The following is a 16,896-nucleotide window of genomic DNA, read 5'->3' as shown; positions in this document are numbered from 1 at the left end:
TGATCCGTGCGCCTTGGGCAATCGCCGCTGCCCTTCAGGCTTGTTGGAACCCGGTCAGACCCAGCGAAACACCGCCGCGGCATAGACAAGGCAAAGCGCAAGCCCCCACCACAGCGGGGGACCCGCGAAAAACAGCCAGCCCATGCAGATAAAGGCCGAACCGAGAAGCGAGATGAACAGCCGGTCCCCGCGCGTCGTCTCGATACGCAGCAGGCCGATGCGCGGGGTCTCGGGGAACCGGATGGCAAGGATGGTGAACAGCACCAGAAGACTGGCGATCACCCAGAAAAACAGCGCGACAGGAAAGGTCCAGGCCATCCAGCCGCCGGCGATCATCGGGGCGAGCCAGTCCCGCGCGCCATCCTTGACCGGCGTGGCCCAGAGCAGAAAGCCCAGCATCGCCGCCAGCAGGACGGCGGCCGATACATAGATCGCGGGCCAAGGGGCGCGTTTTCGGCTTGGGGCGGCAATGTCGGACATCAGACCCTCCCCAGGGCAAAGCCCTTGGCGATGTAGTTGCGGACAAACCAGATCACCAGCGCGCCGGGGATGATGGTCAGCACCCCCGCCGCCGCCAGCACGCCCCAGTCCATACCCGAGGCCGACACCGTGCGCGTCATGGTCGCCGCGATCGGCTTGGCGTTCACGCTGGTCAAGGTGCGCGATAAAAGCAACTCGACCCAGCTGAACATGAAGCAGAAAAAGGCGGCGACACCGATGCCTGACGCGATCAGCGGCATGAAGATCCGGATAAAGAAGCGTGGAAAGGAATAGCCGTCGATATAGGCGGTCTCGTCGATTTCCTTGGGGACGCCGCGCATGAAGCCCTCAAGGATCCAGACGGCCAGCGGCACGTTGAAAAGGCAATGCGCCAGCGCCACCGCGATATGGGTGTCGAACAGCCCGACCGAGGAATAAAGCTGGAAAAACGGCAGTGCAAAGACCGCCGGCGGCGCCATGCGATTGGTCAGCAGCCAGAAGAACAGATGCTTATCGCCCATGAAGGTATAGCGGCTGAAAGCATAGGCGGCCGGCAACGCCACGGTAATGGAAATCACCGTGTTCATGACTACATAGATGATGGAGTTCACGTAGCCCATATACCAGCTCGGGTCGGTCAGGATGACCTGATAGTTCCGAAACGTCAGGTTATGAGGATAAAGGCTGAAGGTGCCGATGATCTCGGCATTGGTCTTCAGGCTCATGTTCACCAGCCAATATATCGGCAGCATGAGGAATATCAGGTAAAGCACCATCACCGGGGCCGACGAGCCAAGACGCATCACATGCCCTCCGGGATTTTGCCGGGGCTGCGGTCGACGTTGGTCATGACGGTATAGAACACCCAGCTTACCAGCAGGATCACCACGAAATACATCATGGAAAAAGCGGCGGCAGGGCCAAGATCGAACTGCCCGACCGCCATCTTGACAAGGTCGACGGACAGGAAGGTGGTCGAGTTGCCGGGGCCGCCGCCGGTCAGCACGAATGGCTCGGTATAGATCATGAAGCTGTCCATGAAGCGCAGCAGCACGGCGATCAGCAGCACGCCCTTCATCTTGGGCAGCTCGATATAGCGGAACACGGCCCAGCGGCTGGCCTGATCTATCCGGGCGGCCTGATAATAAGCCTGCGGGATCGATTGCAGCCCGGCATAGCACAGCAGCGCCACGAGACTGGTCCAGTGCCAGACATCCATGAGGATCACCGTGATCCATGCATCAATGGGATCGTTGGTAAAGTTGTAATCAAACCCCAGCGACTTGAGCGTATAGCCCATGAGGCCGATATCGGTGCGCGCGAATATCTGCCAGATCGTGCCCACGACGTTGAACGGGATCAGCAAGGGCAGCGCCATCAGCACCAGAACGAGGCTGGACCAGAAGCCCTTCTGGGGCATGTTCAGCGCGACAAAGATACCCAACGGCACCTGGATCAGCAGGATGATGGCGGAAAACAGCACCTGCCGGCCCAAGGCCCCGTGCAGGCGCGGGGAATGCACCATTTCGTCGAACCATTCCAGCCCGACCCAGAAGAACTGGTTGTTGCCGAAAGTGTCGTTCACCGAATAATTCACCACCGTCATCAGCGGGATTACGGCCGAAAATCCGACAAGGATCAGCACCGGCAGGACCAGGAACCACGCCTTGTTGTTCTGGGTCTTTTCCATCAGGACGCCCCTTCCTGTTCGGGCGCGATGCGCCAGTCGTCGGCATAGACGTTGATCTTGTGCGGCGCGAAGGCGACGCGCGGCAGGCCCTCAACCGGGACCCCCTCGGGCATGACGACATTCAACGCCCGGCCCATCAACTCACCACGCACCAGACGGTGACGGCCCACGTCCTCGATGCGGCGAATGGCAAAGGGCAGCCCGCCGCTGGCGACCAGTGTGGCATGTTCGGGGCGGATGCCGATCTGGACCCGGCCCGCCACCGGGGCGTAATGCCCGCCCAGTTCCACCGTCTCGCCGCCTGCCAGCAGGGCGCGGTCCCCCCGCACCTCGGCATCAAGAAAGTTCATGCCGGGCGAGCCAATGAAATAGCCCACAAAGCTGTGGGCGGGCTTTTCGAACAGTTCCTCGGGCGTGCCCATCTGCACGACGCGACCTTCGTGCATGACCACGACCTGCTGGGCAAAGGTCAACGCCTCGGTCTGGTCATGGGTGACGTAGATCATCGTATGGCCAAACTGGCTGTGCAATTGCCTGAGTTGGGTGCGCAATTCCCATTTCATATGCGGGTCGATTACGGTCAGCGGCTCATCGAACAGGATGGCGTTCACGTCCTCGCGCACCATGCCGCGACCAAGGCTGATCTTTTGCTTGGCATCCGCCGTCAGGCCCTGCGCCTTTCGGTTCAGTATGGATTCCATGCCGATCATCCGGGCGATCTGCTCGACGCGGGACTTGATATAGCTGGCATCCTTGCCGCGATTGCGCAGCGGAAACGCCAGGTTGTCGCGCACGGTCATAGTGTCGTAGACGACCGGGAACTGGAACACCTGCGCGATATTGCGTTCAGCCGTCGGCGCACCGGTCACGTCGCGGTCGCCGAACAGCACCTTGCCTTGGCTGGGGATCAGCAGCCCCGAGATGATGTTGAGCAGCGTGGTCTTGCCGCAGCCCGAGGCACCCAGCAGCGCATAAGCGCCGCCGTCCTGCCAGACGTGATCCATCTGTTTCAGCGCGAAATCCGCCTCGGACCGCGGATGGCGCAGATAGCTGTGGGCCAGGTTTTGCAGCGTGATGCGCGCCATATCAGGCCGCCCTCGCATAGGCGGCCGGCGCGGCAAGCCGCTCGGCCGGATCGAACAGATAGACATGCGCCGGGTCCAGCCAAACCGAAAGCGGCTGGCCGGGGGTCAGCAGATGCACGCCCTCGACCAGCCCGACCCAGCGGTCGGCGCCGTGCTCGACATGGACGAAGGTTTCCGAGCCGGTGATCTCGGTCCCGATCAGGGTGCAGGCGAATTCGACAGCCGCCGGGCTTGGCCTGTCCAGCGACAGGTGATTGGCGCGAAAGCCGGCCAGATAGGCGCCGTCCGGCAGATCGGCAAAACTGCCCAAGGCCAGTGCGGTTTCGCCAAAGCTGACTGCCTCAGCCCGTTTTCGGGCATCGACGAAATTCATCGGCGGGTCGCTGAACACCCGGGCTGTGGTTGCATCGACCGGCTGGCGATAGACCGTCGGCGTCAGGCCGAACTGCGTGATCCGGCCCTGCCAGAGCGTGGCGGTATTGCCGCCCAGAAGCAGCGCCTCCTCGGGTTCGGTGGTCGCATAGACAAAGATCGCGCCCGAGGCTTCGAAGATGCGCGGGATTTCAACCCGCAACTCCTCGCGCAGCTTGTAATCGAGGTTCGCCAGCGGCTCGTCCAGCAGCACCAGCCCCGCGCCCTTGACCAGCGCCCGCGCCAGCGCACAGCGTTGCTGCTGACCGCCGGACAGTTCCAGCGGCTTTCTGGCCAGCATGGGTGTCAAGTGCAGCATCTCGGCGGTCTCGCGCACCTTGCGGTCGATCTCGGGCTTGGACCGGCCAAGGATGCGCAGCGGCGAGGCGATGTTTTCATAAACCGAAAGGCCGGGATAGTTGATGAACTGCTGATAAACCATGGCGATATCGCGGCTTTGCACCCGCTTGCCCGTCACGTCCTGTCCATTCCAGCACACGCGACCCTCCGTCGGCTGGTCCAGCCCCGCCATCAGCCGCATCAGGCTGGTCTTGCCGGAAAGCGTCGGCCCCAGCAGCACGTTCATCGTGCCTTTCTGCAAGGTCAGGTTGGTGGGGTGGATATGCACCCTGCCCCCAACCGATCTGGATACACCCTGCAATTCCAGCACAGCCTTCCTCCCCTATTCCGCCGCCGAGTGGGCGGCCTGAAGCGCCTGCACGAATGTCTCCAACTCGCGGCATTGCGCCTTATCCATGTGCAGCCCCAGCTTGGTGCGGCGCCACAGAATGTCCTGCGCGCTCTGCGCAAATTCGTTGCGGACCAGCCAGTTCACCTCGGCCTCGGTCAGCCCGGCGCCGAAGTTGCGGCCAAGCGCGGCCATGTTGCGCGCACCATTCATCAGCAGCAATGCCTCGGTCCCGTAAGTGCGCACGAGACGACGGGCAAGGCGGGCGGACAGGAACGGATAGCTGGCCTGCAACCGGGCGGTCAGGTCTTCGACCCCGTCCACCGGAAAATCACCGCCGGGCAAAGGCACCCGGGCCGTCCAGTCCCCCCCCGCCTGCGGAAAGAACGGCGCAAGCTTGGCCAGCGCCCCTTCGGCCAGCCGACGATAGGTGGTGATCTTGCCGCCAAAGACGTTCAACAGCGGCGCGGCCTTGTCCTGCGTGCCTTCGTGCAGGCTAAGCACATAGTCCCGCGTCGCCGCCGTAGCGGATTTCGCGCCATCATCATAAAGCGGCCGGACTCCGGAATAGGTCCATACCACCTGATCGGGCGTGACCGGCTTGGCGAAATAGCGGCTGGCAAAGGCGCAAAGATAATCCCGCTCTTCGTCCGTGCAGCGCGCCTCGCCCGGCGCGCCGTGATGGTCCATGTCGGTGGTGCCGATCAGGGTGAAATCCTGCTCGAACGGGATGGAAAAGATGATGCGGCCATCCGTGCCCTGAAAGAAATAGCAACGGTCGTGATCGTAAAGCCGGGGCACGACGATATGGCTGCCGCGCACCAGTCGCACCCCCTCGGTCGAGGGGATATGCGCGACGTTGCGAATGACATCCTCGACCCATGGCCCGCCGGCATTGACCAGCGCACGGGCGCTATGGGTCCGCGTTCCCCCCAGTCCCTCGGTGCTGATGCGCCACAAATCGCCCACACGCTCGGCATGGGTGACGCGGGTACGGGTCAGGATGGTTGCACCGCGCGCCTGCGCATCGCGAGCGTTCAGCACCACCAAGCGCGAATCCTGCACCCAGCAATCGGAATATTCCCAGCCCAGCCGGAAGCCCGGCTTCAGCGGCTGGCCCAGCGGGTCACGCGACAGATCCAGCCGCGTCGTCCCCGGCAGAATCCGGCGTCCCCCCAGATTGTCATATAGAAACAGACCCAGCCGGATCAGCCACGCCGGGCGGCGGCCACGCAGCCAGGGCATGGCAATGGACAAAAGCCGCGAGGTCGGAGTGTCGCTTTCAAACCGCATCTGCGGGGAATAGGGCAGCACGAAACGCATCGGCCAAGAGATATGCGGCATGGCGGCAAGCAGCGTCTCGCGCTCTTCCAACGCCTCGCGCACCAGCCGGAACTCAAAGAACTCCAGATAGCGCAGCCCGCCATGAAACAGCTTGGTCGAGGCCGAAGAGGTCGCCTGAGCCAGATCGCCCATCTCGGCCAGAGTGACCGACAGCCCGCGTCCCGCGGCATCCCGCGCGATTCCGCAGCCGTTGATTCCCCCGCCGATGATGAAAAGGTCGGCCGGGGGTTGCGTTGACGATGACACCGCCGATCCCTCCCCCATCGTTCGCCACTCTTGATAGCCAAAATGTGTAACGGCTTCGCAATCCCGGTCAAGCGAAAGTTTCGTTTATGATCGTTTTATGAAAAAACGAATAGGAATGCGCGGCAATGCAGCAAGATACGCATCAAAATGCTGCAAGTGCAGCGTGTTTCGCGGGATAATATGTGCGGTTCCCGGTTGCGCATCAGGCGGAATATCCATGCAAAACACAAAAAGCGAACTGAAACGAACATTTCAGAAAGCCTTGGATGCAGCAACCGCAGGTAGAAAGGCGCTTCGACAGGAAGGATATGTCTTTTCGACCGGCCCAGCGTTGCCGCAATGCAGCAAAACGTGAAAGCACCAGCGCCAGATCGCCGTTTTCCCCGTCGTGGACTTGGTCTTGCCAAGAAAATCTGGCAAAGGACGGCGCATCCTAGAACAAGGGCCATCCAGATGAACAGCCAATCCGTCATAGAACCCGGGGGTCAGGTGGCCACGCTGACCCACCTTCAGCGGCTCGAGGCCGAAAGCATCCAGATCATGCGCGAGGTCGTGGCGGCTGCCGACAATCCGGTGATGCTGTATTCCGTGGGCAAGGATTCGGCCTGCATGCTGCATCTGGCGAAAAAGGCGTTCTACCCCGCACCGCCGCCCTTTCCCCTGCTGCATGTGGATACCACATGGAAGTTCCGCGCCATGTATGAGTTGCGCGACCGGGCGGCCCGCGACGCAGGGATGGAACTGATCGTTCATCATAACCCCGAGGCCGTGGAAAAGGGCATCAACCCGTTCGATCACGGCAGCCTGCATACGGATATGTGGAAGACCGACGGCCTGAAACAGGCGCTGACCAAATTCGGTTTCGACGTGGCCTTCGGCGGCGCGCGCCGAGACGAGGAAAAGTCGCGCGCCAAGGAACGCGTGTTCTCGTTCCGCTCGGCCAACCACCGCTGGGACCCCAAGAACCAGCGCCCCGAGCTATGGAAGCTTTACAACACGCGCAAGGGCAAGGGCGAATCGATCCGCGTCTTTCCGCTGTCGAACTGGACCGAACTCGACATCTGGCAATACATCCATCTGGAAAACATCGACATCGTGCCGCTGTACTTTTCGGACATGCGCCCGGTGGTCGATCGCGACGGGCTGCTGATCATGGTCGATGACGAGCGTTTCCGCCTGCGCGACGGAGAGCAGCCAATGATGAAATCGGTGCGTTTCCGCACGCTTGGCTGTTATCCGCTGACCGGCGCGGTGGAATCGAATGCCCGGACCCTGCCGGAAGTCATTCAGGAAATGCTGCTGACCACCACCTCGGAACGGCAGGGGCGCGCCATCGACCACGACCAGTCCGCCTCGATGGAAAAGAAGAAACAAGAGGGGTATTTCTAAGATGACGACCGCGGTCAAAGACCCCGTTTATGTCACCGAGGCGCTGATTGCCGAGGATATTGACGCCTATCTGCTGAAGCATCAACACAAGACCATGCTGCGCTTTATCACCTGCGGCTCGGTCGATGACGGCAAATCGACGCTGATCGGCCGGCTGCTGTATGACAGCAAGATGATCTTCGAGGATCAGCTTGCAAGTCTTGAAAGCGACTCGAAGATCGTGGGCACCCAAGGCGGTGAGATCGACTTTGCCCTGCTGGTCGATGGCCTTGCCGCCGAGCGCGAACAGGGCATCACCATCGACGTCGCCTATCGCTTTTTCGCCACCGACAAGCGCAAGTTCATCGTCGCCGATACGCCCGGCCATGAACAATACACCCGCAACATGGTCACCGGCGCCTCGACCGCCGACCTGGCGGTGATCCTGATCGATGCGCGGCAGGGCGTGCTGACCCAGACCCGCCGGCACAGCTATCTGGTGAACCTGCTGGGCATCCGCAACGTGGTGCTGGCGGTAAACAAGATGGACCTGGTCGATTACTCGGCCGAGCGATTCTATGACATCGTCGCGGATTATTCGCATTTCGCCAAACAAATCGGCATGGACAGCTTCCTGCCGATCCCGATCTCGGGGCTCAAGGGCGACAATATCGTCGAGCAAAGCCCAAATATGCCCTGGTATCAGGGTCCGACGCTGCTGGGCCATCTGGAGGAAGCGCCGGTCAGCGACACGCAGATGCTGGAGCAACCGTTCCGCATGGCGGTGCAGTGGGTGAACCGGCCGAATCTGGATTTCCGCGGCTTTGCCGGCCAGATCGGCGCCGGCACGGTCCGGCCGGGCGATGCGATCCGGGTGCTGCCCTCGGGCAAGACCACGACGGTCAAGTCCATCGTCACCTATAACGGCGATCTGGATCTGGCCATGGCCGGCCAGTCCGTCACCCTGACCTTTGCCGACGAGATCGACTGCTCGCGCGGCGACATGATCGTCAAGGCCGACGAGCCCTGCGAGGTCGCCGACCAGTTCGAGGCGACGCTGGTCTGGATGGCCGAGCAAGAGATGCTGCCGGGCCGCCCCTATCTGCTGAAAATCGGCACCCAGACAGTCACCGCGACCGTCACCGAGCCGAAATACGAGGTCAACGTCAACACGCTGGAGCATCTGGCCAGCAAGACGCTGGGGCTGAATGCCATCGGGGTGGTCAACATCTCGACCGACCGGCCGATTCCGTTCGAGGCTTACGACCAGAACCCCGACCTTGGCGGATTTATCCTGATCGACCGCATGACCAACGCCACGGTGGCGGCAGGCATGATCCATTTCGCCCTGCGCCGGTCGCAGAACATCCACTGGCAGGCGCTGGACGTGAACCGCGAGGCCCATGCCGCACTGAAGAACCAGAAGCCGGCGGTGGTGTGGTTCACCGGCCTGTCCGGCTCGGGCAAGTCGACCATCGCCAATATCGTCGAGAAAAAGCTGCATGCCCTTGGCAAGCACACCTTCTTGCTGGACGGCGATAACATCCGCCACGGGCTGAACCGCGATCTGGGCTTTACCGATGCCGACCGGGTGGAAAACATCCGCCGCGTGGGCGAGGTCGCCCGGCTGATGACCGATGCGGGGATGATCGTCCTGACCGCGTTCATCTCGCCCTTTCGTTCGGAACGACAGATGGTGCGCGACCTGATGGCGCCGGGCGAGTTCGTCGAGGTCTTTGTCGATACGCCGCTGCAAGTGGCCGAAGAGCGCGACGTCAAGGGCCTTTATAAAAAGGCGCGCGCGGGCCAGCTCAAGAACTTCACCGGCATCGACAGCCCCTATGAGCAGCCGCAGAATGCCGAACTGACGGTGAACACGGTAGAGCTGACGCCCGAGGATGCCGCCGAACGCATCGTACAATATGTGCTGCGCGAGATGAGCTGACGGACCGGCCGTTCCCGCAACGCGGGGATGGCCATCGCCCACCGGGCAAGGAATGCAAATAGGGCGGCGACCAGGATGCGGTCGCCGCCCTATTATTTCAGGTCTTGGCCAAGCATGTCGAGCCGGCAGACCGCAGGCGCGGTCAACCCACGATCATCGGCCTGGACGGAACAGAAACGGCAAGGGCCGCCCGGCCTGCAGACGTAGCCTAGGCCACATCCGCCAGTGCCCTGGGCTTTGGTCCACCCGTGGCCCAGTCCAGCAGTTCGGCGGTGTGGACCACCGGCACCCCGGTGCCCGATCCGATCTGCATCATGCAACCGATATTGCCGGCGCTGATCACCTGGGGCGTCAGCGCCTCCAGCGTCTCGACCTTGCGACGCTTGAGTTCACCCGAAATCTCGGGCTGCATCAGGTTATAGGTTCCGGCCGAACCGCAGCAGATATGGCTGTCCTTCGGCTCCAGCACGGTAAAGCCGGCACGAGCCAGAAGGTCCTTGGGCGCACTGCGGATCTGCTGGCCATGTTGCAGCGAACAGGCGGCGTGATAGCCGACCCGCAGCGGCGGAGCATGGGCAGCGTCGTCCAGACCCAGATCGACCATGACCTCGGTAATGTCCTTTGCCAGGGCCGCCACCCGCGCCGCATCCGCCTCCAGCGGGTCGCCGGCGAACATATGGCCGTAATCCTTGACCGTCGTGCCGCAGCCCGAGGTGTTGATGACCACACCGTCCAGCCCCTCACCCGCGATCTCGGCCGCAAGCGCGCGGATATTGGCGGCGGCCTGTGCATGGCTTTCGCCGGTCTTGCCCATGTGATGGGTCAGCGCCCCGCAGCAGCCAAGGCCCTTGGGGATCACCACTTCGCAGCCATGCCGGCGCAGCAGCCGAATTGTTGCGTCGTTGATATCGGTATTCAGCGCCCTTTGCGCGCAGCCGATCAGCAGCGCAACTCGTTTGCGGCGCGGACCCTGCGCGGCAAAGACCTGGGGCTTGTCGTTAAGGCTGGGCGGCGGGATGTCGCGCGGGGCCATGTCCAACATGGCGCGCAACCGGGCATCCGGCACGAACCGGCGGAATGGCCGCGCCATCTTTGCCCCAAGAAGCGCCAGCCGGAAACGCCCCGGATAAGGCAAAATCCGCGCCAGCAGCCAGCGCAGCGCACGTTCACCCAGCGGACGGCGATAGTTCTTTTCGATATATTCGCGCGCATGATCGACCAGATGCATGTAATGCACCCCCGAAGGACAGGTCGTCATGCAACTGAGGCAGGACAGGCAACGGTCGATATGCCCGACGGTCTTGGCATCGGGAACCTTGCCGTTTTCCAGCATGTCCTTGATCAGATAGATGCGGCCGCGCGGGCTATCCAGCTCATCGCCCAGCACCTTGTAGGTTGGGCAGGTCGCGGTGCAGAAACCGCAATGCACGCAGCTGCGCAGAATCTCGTTGGCGCGGGCTGTGCCGGGGTTGGCCAGTTGTTCGGCAGTGAAATTGGTCTGCATGTCACTGATCCATCAGGCCGGAGTTAAGGATACCCGCAGGGTCGAAGACCTGCCGCAATCCGGCTGAGAGCCGGGCGACGGCGGACGCCTCGGGGGGGAAAGCCGGCCCGGTCAGGCCACCGCGCCGGACCAGCGTGGCATGGCGCGTAATCCCGCGAACTTCCTGTGCGGTGCCGGGGCCGCAATACCAGATCAGCCCGCCGCCCCAATCAAGCGAGAATACCCCACCAAGCGCGGCAAGCGCGCCCGCCACGGCCGGCGCTTCGCTGGGCTTGACCAGTATCCGCCACAGCGGTGCATCAGAACCGGCGAAATGCGCCAGATCCCGCAACTCCCGCCACAGCGTCACGGTCGCGGTGGCATCCAGAACTTCGGCTTCCCGGGTCTGGATCAACCCAAGCAGACGGTCGCGGCGATAGCCAAGCTGCGGTCCCAGCCCTTCCACCCGCAGCCAAGCCGTGCCGTCGCGGAAGACCGCGCCCGAGACCTCAAAAGGTGTGGCCAAGGCGGCAGAGAATATGGCGACCGCCTCATGGGCCGTCACGCCGTGAAAGCCCAGCGTACAGCGGTCGGGCAGATACGGCAGGGTCTTCAGCGCCACCTCGGTCAGCACGCCCAGCGTGCCATGTGCGCCGCAGATCAGCTTGCCAAGATCAAGACCGGTCACGTTCTTCATCACCCGGCCGCCGTTCTTCAGCACCCGACCCTGCCCGTCCACGAAGCGCACGCCCAGCAGATGGTCGCGGCAGGCCCCGGCCAGAAGCCGGCGTGGGCCGCTGGCATTAGCCGCGACCATGCCGCCGATGGTCGGCGCACCGTTGCGTCCCAACACGCCGCGCATGTCCGCCGGCTCGAAAGCAAATGCCTGACCCTCGGCCGCCAGCATCGTCTCGATCTCGTCAAGGGGGGTGCCGGGGCGGGCGATCAGCGTCATCTCGCCCGGCTCGTAGGTGACGACGCCCGACAGCGCGGCGGTGGAAAGCGCCTCGCCCGGCACATGGTCGGTCTGGGTCCGGGTGCCGCCGCCGGCAATTCGCAGAGGCTGGCCAGAGGAGCGACGGTCGGCGATCAGGGCGCCAAGCTCGGCCTCGCTGGCGGGGGCAAGGCCCGCACGGCTGGGAATATCGGCGATCATCGGGTTGCGGCCTCCTCGCGCCAGGGCTGGCTGACCTCCAGCGGAAAGACCTTGGCCGGATTCAGCAGCCAGCGCGGGTCGAAAACGTCCTTGACCGCCATCTGGATATCCAGATCGGGGCCGTCATATTGCTTGGTCATCAGGTCGCGCTTTTCGATACCCACACCATGCTCGCCGGTCAGGCAGCCGCCGACATCGACGCAAAGCCGCAGGATGTCGTTGCCGAAAGCCTCGGCCTTTTCCAGATCGCCGGGCTTGTTGGCATTGAACAGAATCAGCGGATGCATGTTGCCGTCGCCGGCATGAAAGACGTTCGCCACCTCCAGCCCGTGCTGGCGCGAAAGCTCTCCGATCATTTTCAGCGTATAAGGAAGCTGGCCCACAGGAACCGTTCCGTCCAGACAGATGTAGTCGCCCAGCCGGCCCATGGCGCCAAAGGCAGATTTGCGGCCCTTCCAGATCGCCATGGCCTCGTCGGCATTGCGGCTTTCACGGAATTCGACCGGGTTCAGCGCGTCGGCGATCTCGCGGATGCGGGCGATCTGAAGGTCGATTTCCTCGGGCGAACCCTCGACCTCGACGATCAGCACCGCGGCGCAATCGGGATAACCGGCATGGGCGAATGCCTCGACCGCGCGCAGGCACACATCGTCCATATATTCGATGGCGACCGGCAGCACGCCTGAGCGGATGATGCGCGCCACGCATTCCCCCGCCACCTCGGCACCGTCAAAGCCGATCAGCACCGGGCGCGCGCCCTCGGGACGCGGCAGGATCCGCAGCACAGCCTCGGTCACGATGCCAAGCTGCCCTTCAGAGCCGCAAAGCAACCCCATCAGATCCAGACCCATCGGGCCCATCTCTGCGCCGCCCAGTTCGACCACCTCGCCCGTGGTCAGCACCACGGTGGCGCCCAGCAGGTTGTTGGTGGTGACGCCATATTTCAGGCAATGCGCGCCGCCCGAGTTCATGGCGATATTGCCCGCAATGGTGCAGGCCAGTTGCGACGACGGGTCGGGCGCATAGAAGAAGCCATGCGATTCCAGCTCGCCGCTGACCGACAGATTGGTCACGCCGGTCTGCACGCGGACAAAGCGGTTCGCGGTGTCGATCTCCAGCATCTCGCGCAGGCGCATGGTGCCGATGATGACGCAATCGGCCGTAGGCAGCGCGCCGCCGGCAAGCGAGGTTCCCGCCCCGCGCGGCACCACCGGCACCCGCATCTCGTGGCAGATGCGCATGGCGGTCGCGACCTCTTCGGTGGTTCGTGGCAACACCACGGCAAGCGGCGGGCAGCGATAGGTGGTCAGCGCGTCGCATTCATAGGCGCGCGTTTCCTCGGGGTCCCAGATGACGGCATCCTGGGGCAGAGCCGCGCGCAATGCGGCGATGATCGCCGGCGCACGCGACAGGATACCCGCATCGGGCGTTGGCATGGCGATACCGGACAAGCTCTCCTCCCTCAGTCAAGCTTCGAATCTTTGGCAGGATAGCATGAATCCACCCTGTGCAATTTTGGTATAATTTTTAGACCATAAACGTCAATCGGTATTTTTCTGGACCAACGTACCGGCTTTGTGCTTACATCGGTCCAGATATGCCCGACAACCGCATGAGCGCCATGACGAACCCGTCCGTAAAATCCGAACGCGCCGCCGAGGCCGTGGCCCAGCATCTGGAATCGCTGATCCTGGAGGGCTCCCTGCGTCCCGATGAGCGGCTCTTGCCCGAGCGTGAACTGGCCGAGCGCCTCAACGTATCCCGTTCGACCCTGCGCGATGGGCTGAAAATCCTGGAAGAGCGCGGCTTGCTGACCAGTGCCGGTGGACGCGGCAACCGGGTTGCACAGTTGGGCAAGGCCGCGATCACCGATCCGCTGATCGCCATGCTGGCCCGCCATGCCGAGGCGGACGACGATTATCTGGAATTCCGCGGCATCGTCGAAAGTTCGGCCGCGGCGCTGGCCTCGCAACGCGCCACCGAGGTCGAACTGGCCCGTATCCGGGATTGCCTTGACCGCATGGACCGCGCCCATGCCGAAGCGAACACGGACGAAGAGGCCGAGGCGGACGCCGAACTTCACCTGCTGATCTATGAATCCAGCCACAACCTGACGTTGCTACAAATCATGCAGGCGCTGGCGGGGGTGCTGCGTTCGGACGTGATCCAGAACCGCAGCCGGCTGTTCGTCGTGCCCGCCATCCGCGACCTGCTGCGCCGGCAACACCGCGCCATCGCCGAGGCGATCCTGCTGCGCGACGCCGAAGCGGCGCGGCGGGCAGCAGACGAACACATCCGTTATCTGCGTCAGGCCAGCCGCGAGATCCGCGATGCCGAGGCGCGGCTGGACCTGTCGCTGCGCCGGCTGAACGGTGGCGGTGCCGGCCTGCGCGTCACCGGCCGGCAGGCATAAGCAAGCCGCATTCACACCGAACCATCCCAAACCAAAAGGCCGGGACTGCGCCCGGCCTTTCGATGATGTTCTGGTCCGGGGTCAGTCCAGACTTACGTTGGCGTCGCGGACCACCGGTTCCCATTTCGCCATCTCGGCCTTGACGTGCTCGGCCAATTCCTCGGGCGAAGAGGCGACGATGGTGGCCGAAAATTCCTTCATCCGCTCGGCAACGCCCGGATCGGCCATGGCGACCAGCGCGGCCTTGTTCAGCGCCTCGATCACCTCGGGGGGCGTGCCGGTCGGGGCAAATAGCGCGTTCCAGGTGTAGGTCTCATAGCCCGGCAGCGTCTCGGCGATGGCGGGAATGTCGGGGAAGCTGGCGGCGCGTTCCGCCGTGGTCACGCCAAGCGCGCGCAGCTTGCCGCTGGCGATATGGCCCGAAGCGGAGGGCAGGTTGTCAAAGATGATCGGCACCTGATTGCCCAGCACATCGGTCAGCGCCGGGCCCGAACCCTTGTAGGGGATATGGGTCAACTCAATCCCTGCCATGGCCTTGAACAACTCGCCAGACAGATGCAGGGGGGTGCCGTTGCCGGATGAGGCATAGGCCAGCGGCTCGGTCTTGGCCAGATCAATCAGTTCCTGCACGGTATTCACCGGCAGTTCCGGGTTCACGGCCAGCACGTTCGGCACCAACACCAAAAGCGAGATGGGCGCGAAATCCTCGACTGGGTCATAGGGTTTCTGCTTGAGGATCAGCGGGTTCAGCGCATGGGTGGCCACCGTCGCCATCAGGATGGTGTAGCCATCTGGATCGGCCTTGGCCACCTGCGCCGCGCCAAGGCTGCCGCCGGCGCCACCGACGTTCTGCACGATGACCTGCTGGCCCAGTTCCTGGCTCATGCGGTCGGCGACAATGCGGCCGACCACGTCGGTCGAGCCGCCGGCGGCAAAGGGGATCACCAGGGTGATCGGCCGGTCAGGAAAGTCGGCTGCTGCGGCACCGGCCAGGCCAAACGCCACGGCTGCGCCCAGCAACAGGCGGCGGGTGATGGATACGGTCATGATTTCCTCTCTGTTGGATGTCTTATGCATCGCTTTCGGTGAACACCTCGTCCCGACGCTTGCGGATCTGCGGCATGAAGACGAGGACCAGGATAATCAGCGACATCCCCAGCAGGGCCGCGCTGATCGGACGGTTCAGGAAGGTCATGGGATCACCCCGCGACAAGATCATCGCCCGGCGCAGGTTTTCTTCCAGCAACGGTCCAAGAACGAACCCCAGCAAAAGCGGGGCCGGCTCGCACCGCAGCTTGGACATGATATAGCCAAGCAACCCGAAAAAGGCGACGGCGTAGAGGTCGAAGGTGTTGGACGCCACCGAATAGACCCCGATCGAGCACATCGCCATGATGATCGGGAACAGCACGTAATAGGGCACGGTCAGCAGCTTTACCCACAGCCCGATCAGGGGCAGGTTCAGCACCACCAGCATCAGGTTGCCGATCCACATGCTGGCCACGATGCCCCAGAACAGTGCCGGCTGTTCGTTGACCACGTTGGGCCCCGGCACGATGCCCTGAATGATCATGGCACCGATCATCAGCGCCATGACCGGGTTTGCCGGAATCCCCAGCGTCAACAGCGGGATAAAGCTGGTTTGCGCCCCTGCGTTATTGGCGCTTTCCGGCCCGGCGACACCGGCCAACGCACCCTTGCCGAACTCCTCGGGGTGTTTCGAGACCTTCTTCTCGATGGTATATGACGCGAACGAGGCTAGGATCGCACCACCGCCCGGCAGAATGCCCAGGACCGAGCCGATCCCGGTGCCGCGCAGCACCGGCCCGATCATTTCGCGAAACTCCTGGCGGGTGGGGAACAGACGGTTGATGTTTTTCGTCATCACCTCGCGATCATGCTCATCTTCAAGGTTGCGCAAGATCTCGGCAATGCCGAAGACGCCCACGGCGACAGCCACGAAGTTCAGGCCGTCGGCGTATTGCGTGATGCCCAGGGTAAAGCGTGGCGCGCCGGTATAGATATCGGTGCCGACGATGCCCAGCAGCAGGCCCAGCACAACCATGGCCAGCGCCTTGAGCACCGAGCCATGCGCAAGCGCCACTGACATGACCAGACCCATCACCATCAGGCTGAAATATTCCGCCGCCCCGAATTTCAGCGCCACCGTGGTCAAGGGCGGAGCAAAGATCGCCACCAGAAATGTCGCGACCGTGCCGGCAAAGAACGATCCCAGCGCCGCCGTAGCCAGCGCGGTGCCCGCCCGACCCTTGCGCGCCATCTGATAGCCGTCGATAGCCGTCACCGCGGACGAGCTTTCGCCCGGCATGTTGATCAGGATCGCCGTGGTCGAGCCGCCGTATTGCGCGCCGTAATAAATCCCCGCCAGCATGATGAGCGAGCTGACAGGCTCAAGCTGGAAGGTGATCGGCAAAAGCATGGCGATGGTCGCCGTGGCGCCGATCCCCGGCAGGACGCCGATCAGCGTGCCAAGCAGCACACCTATCAGGCAAAAAAACAGGTTCGCCAGCGACGAGGCGACCGAGAAGCCAAGCGCGAGATTGCTGAGCAGTTCCATGCCGCCCCC

The 16,896-nt window shown here is 63.1% G+C and carries 14 protein-coding genes; 3 read left to right on the top strand and 11 right to left on the bottom strand.

The window, feature by feature from the left end; all coding sequences use genetic code 11:
* Positions 1-54 precede the first annotated feature (54 nt).
* The 6 genes from JWJ88_RS16160 to glpD are packed head-to-tail and all read right to left on the bottom strand — an operon-like array spanning position 55 to position 5,944.
* On the bottom strand, positions 55-480 hold the full coding sequence (locus JWJ88_RS16160; RefSeq protein WP_240200353.1) for a DUF2160 domain-containing protein: 426 nt from the start codon (positions 478-480) through the stop codon (positions 55-57).
* Positions 480-1,283, bottom strand: a complete 804-nt coding sequence (locus tag JWJ88_RS16155) for a carbohydrate ABC transporter permease (protein ID WP_205296714.1) — start codon at positions 1,281-1,283, stop codon at positions 480-482. The genes JWJ88_RS16160 and JWJ88_RS16155 overlap by 1 nt, the downstream gene beginning before the upstream one ends.
* Positions 1,283-2,170, bottom strand: a complete 888-nt coding sequence (locus tag JWJ88_RS16150; RefSeq protein WP_205296713.1) for a carbohydrate ABC transporter permease — start codon at positions 2,168-2,170, stop codon at positions 1,283-1,285. The genes JWJ88_RS16155 and JWJ88_RS16150 overlap by 1 nt, the downstream gene beginning before the upstream one ends.
* On the bottom strand, positions 2,170-3,255 hold the full coding sequence (locus JWJ88_RS16145) for an ABC transporter ATP-binding protein (RefSeq protein WP_205296712.1): 1,086 nt from the start codon (positions 3,253-3,255) through the stop codon (positions 2,170-2,172). Before JWJ88_RS16145 ends, JWJ88_RS16150 begins: the two co-directional genes overlap by 1 nt.
* Position 3,256: 1 nt before the next feature.
* The gene (locus JWJ88_RS16140) at positions 3,257-4,336 is read right to left on the bottom strand and encodes an ABC transporter ATP-binding protein (protein WP_205296711.1); all 1,080 of its coding nucleotides are present in this window, start codon (positions 4,334-4,336) and stop codon (positions 3,257-3,259) included.
* A gap of 12 nt (positions 4,337-4,348) precedes the next feature.
* Entirely contained in the window at positions 4,349-5,944 is a 1,596-nt protein-coding gene (gene glpD, locus JWJ88_RS16135) for a glycerol-3-phosphate dehydrogenase (protein WP_407673937.1), read from the bottom strand.
* Between the two features lie 453 nt (positions 5,945-6,397).
* Between glpD and cysD the strand changes: the two genes are divergently transcribed.
* Entirely contained in the window at positions 6,398-7,333 is a 936-nt protein-coding gene (gene cysD, locus JWJ88_RS16130) for a sulfate adenylyltransferase subunit CysD (RefSeq protein WP_205296709.1), read from the top strand.
* A 1-nt stretch (position 7,334) separates the two neighbouring features.
* A complete protein-coding gene (gene cysN, locus JWJ88_RS16125) occupies positions 7,335-9,257 on the top strand; it encodes a sulfate adenylyltransferase subunit CysN (RefSeq protein ID WP_205296708.1) in 1,923 nt (640 codons plus the stop codon).
* Between the two features lie 208 nt (positions 9,258-9,465).
* Here cysN and glcF read toward each other — a convergent pair whose 3' ends face one another.
* From glcF to JWJ88_RS16110, 3 genes are read right to left on the bottom strand one after another with little or no spacing between them, the layout of a single operon-like run.
* Positions 9,466-10,761, bottom strand: coding sequence for a glycolate oxidase subunit GlcF (gene glcF, locus JWJ88_RS16120; RefSeq protein WP_205296707.1), 1,296 nt, complete (start codon positions 10,759-10,761; stop codon positions 9,466-9,468).
* Between the two features lies 1 nt (position 10,762).
* Positions 10,763-11,896: an FAD-binding protein gene (locus JWJ88_RS16115; RefSeq protein ID WP_205296706.1), complete on the bottom strand. Its 1,134-nt coding sequence runs from the start codon at positions 11,894-11,896 to the stop codon at positions 10,763-10,765.
* Positions 11,893-13,332, bottom strand: coding sequence for an FAD-linked oxidase C-terminal domain-containing protein (locus JWJ88_RS16110; RefSeq protein WP_407673948.1), 1,440 nt, complete (start codon positions 13,330-13,332; stop codon positions 11,893-11,895). Before JWJ88_RS16110 ends, JWJ88_RS16115 begins: the two co-directional genes overlap by 4 nt.
* 185 nt (positions 13,333-13,517) lie before the next feature.
* On the opposite strand from JWJ88_RS16110, the gene JWJ88_RS16105 reads away from it, so the two are divergent.
* The gene (locus JWJ88_RS16105) at positions 13,518-14,309 is read left to right on the top strand and encodes a FadR/GntR family transcriptional regulator (protein ID WP_205296705.1); all 792 of its coding nucleotides are present in this window, start codon (positions 13,518-13,520) and stop codon (positions 14,307-14,309) included.
* An 81-nt stretch (positions 14,310-14,390) separates the two neighbouring features.
* Here the strand turns inward: JWJ88_RS16105 and JWJ88_RS16100 are convergent, their stop codons facing one another.
* Positions 14,391-15,356 (bottom strand): Bug family tripartite tricarboxylate transporter substrate binding protein, encoded by a 966-nt coding sequence (locus JWJ88_RS16100; protein WP_205296704.1) that lies wholly within the window; start codon positions 15,354-15,356, stop codon positions 14,391-14,393.
* Positions 15,357-15,378: 22 nt separating this feature from the next.
* Positions 15,379-16,887 carry a tripartite tricarboxylate transporter permease gene (locus JWJ88_RS16095; RefSeq protein WP_205296703.1) on the bottom strand — a complete coding sequence of 503 codons (1,509 nt, stop codon included), beginning with the start codon at positions 16,885-16,887 and terminating at the stop codon, positions 15,379-15,381.
* Positions 16,888-16,896: the final 9 nt, after the last annotated feature.

This window comes from Paracoccus methylovorus, assembly GCF_016919705.1.
Classification (GTDB): Bacteria; Pseudomonadota; Alphaproteobacteria; order Rhodobacterales; family Rhodobacteraceae; genus Paracoccus; species Paracoccus methylovorus.
Note: the sequence above shows the minus strand (reverse complement) of the source record. Positions and strands in the feature narration are given on the sequence as shown.

What these genes read in the sequence shown, in the direction of transcription:
- JWJ88_RS16115 (WP_205296706.1), bottom strand. Translation starts at nt 11,896, where the DNA reads ATGATCGCCGATATTCCCAGCCGTGCGGGCCTTGCCCCCGCCAGCGAG.
- JWJ88_RS16150 (WP_205296713.1), bottom strand. Translation starts at nt 2,170, where the DNA reads ATGGAAAAGACCCAGAACAACAAGGCGTGGTTCCTGGTCCTGCCGGTG.
- JWJ88_RS16095 (WP_205296703.1), bottom strand. Translation starts at nt 16,887, where the DNA reads ATGGAACTGCTCAGCAATCTCGCGCTTGGCTTCTCGGTCGCCTCGTCG.
- JWJ88_RS16145 (WP_205296712.1), bottom strand. Translation starts at nt 3,255, where the DNA reads ATGGCGCGCATCACGCTGCAAAACCTGGCCCACAGCTATCTGCGCCAT.
- cysN (WP_205296708.1), top strand. Translation starts at nt 7,335, where the DNA reads ATGACGACCGCGGTCAAAGACCCCGTTTATGTCACCGAGGCGCTGATT.
- JWJ88_RS16110 (WP_407673948.1), bottom strand. Translation starts at nt 13,332, where the DNA reads ATGCCAACGCCCGATGCGGGTATCCTGTCGCGTGCGCCGGCGATCATC.
- glcF (WP_205296707.1), bottom strand. Translation starts at nt 10,761, where the DNA reads ATGCAGACCAATTTCACTGCCGAACAACTGGCCAACCCCGGCACAGCC.
- JWJ88_RS16155 (WP_205296714.1), bottom strand. Translation starts at nt 1,283, where the DNA reads ATGCGTCTTGGCTCGTCGGCCCCGGTGATGGTGCTTTACCTGATATTC.
- JWJ88_RS16100 (WP_205296704.1), bottom strand. Translation starts at nt 15,356, where the DNA reads ATGACCGTATCCATCACCCGCCGCCTGTTGCTGGGCGCAGCCGTGGCG.
- JWJ88_RS16160 (WP_240200353.1), bottom strand. Translation starts at nt 480, where the DNA reads ATGTCCGACATTGCCGCCCCAAGCCGAAAACGCGCCCCTTGGCCCGCG.
- JWJ88_RS16105 (WP_205296705.1), top strand. Translation starts at nt 13,518, where the DNA reads ATGACGAACCCGTCCGTAAAATCCGAACGCGCCGCCGAGGCCGTGGCC.
- cysD (WP_205296709.1), top strand. Translation starts at nt 6,398, where the DNA reads ATGAACAGCCAATCCGTCATAGAACCCGGGGGTCAGGTGGCCACGCTG.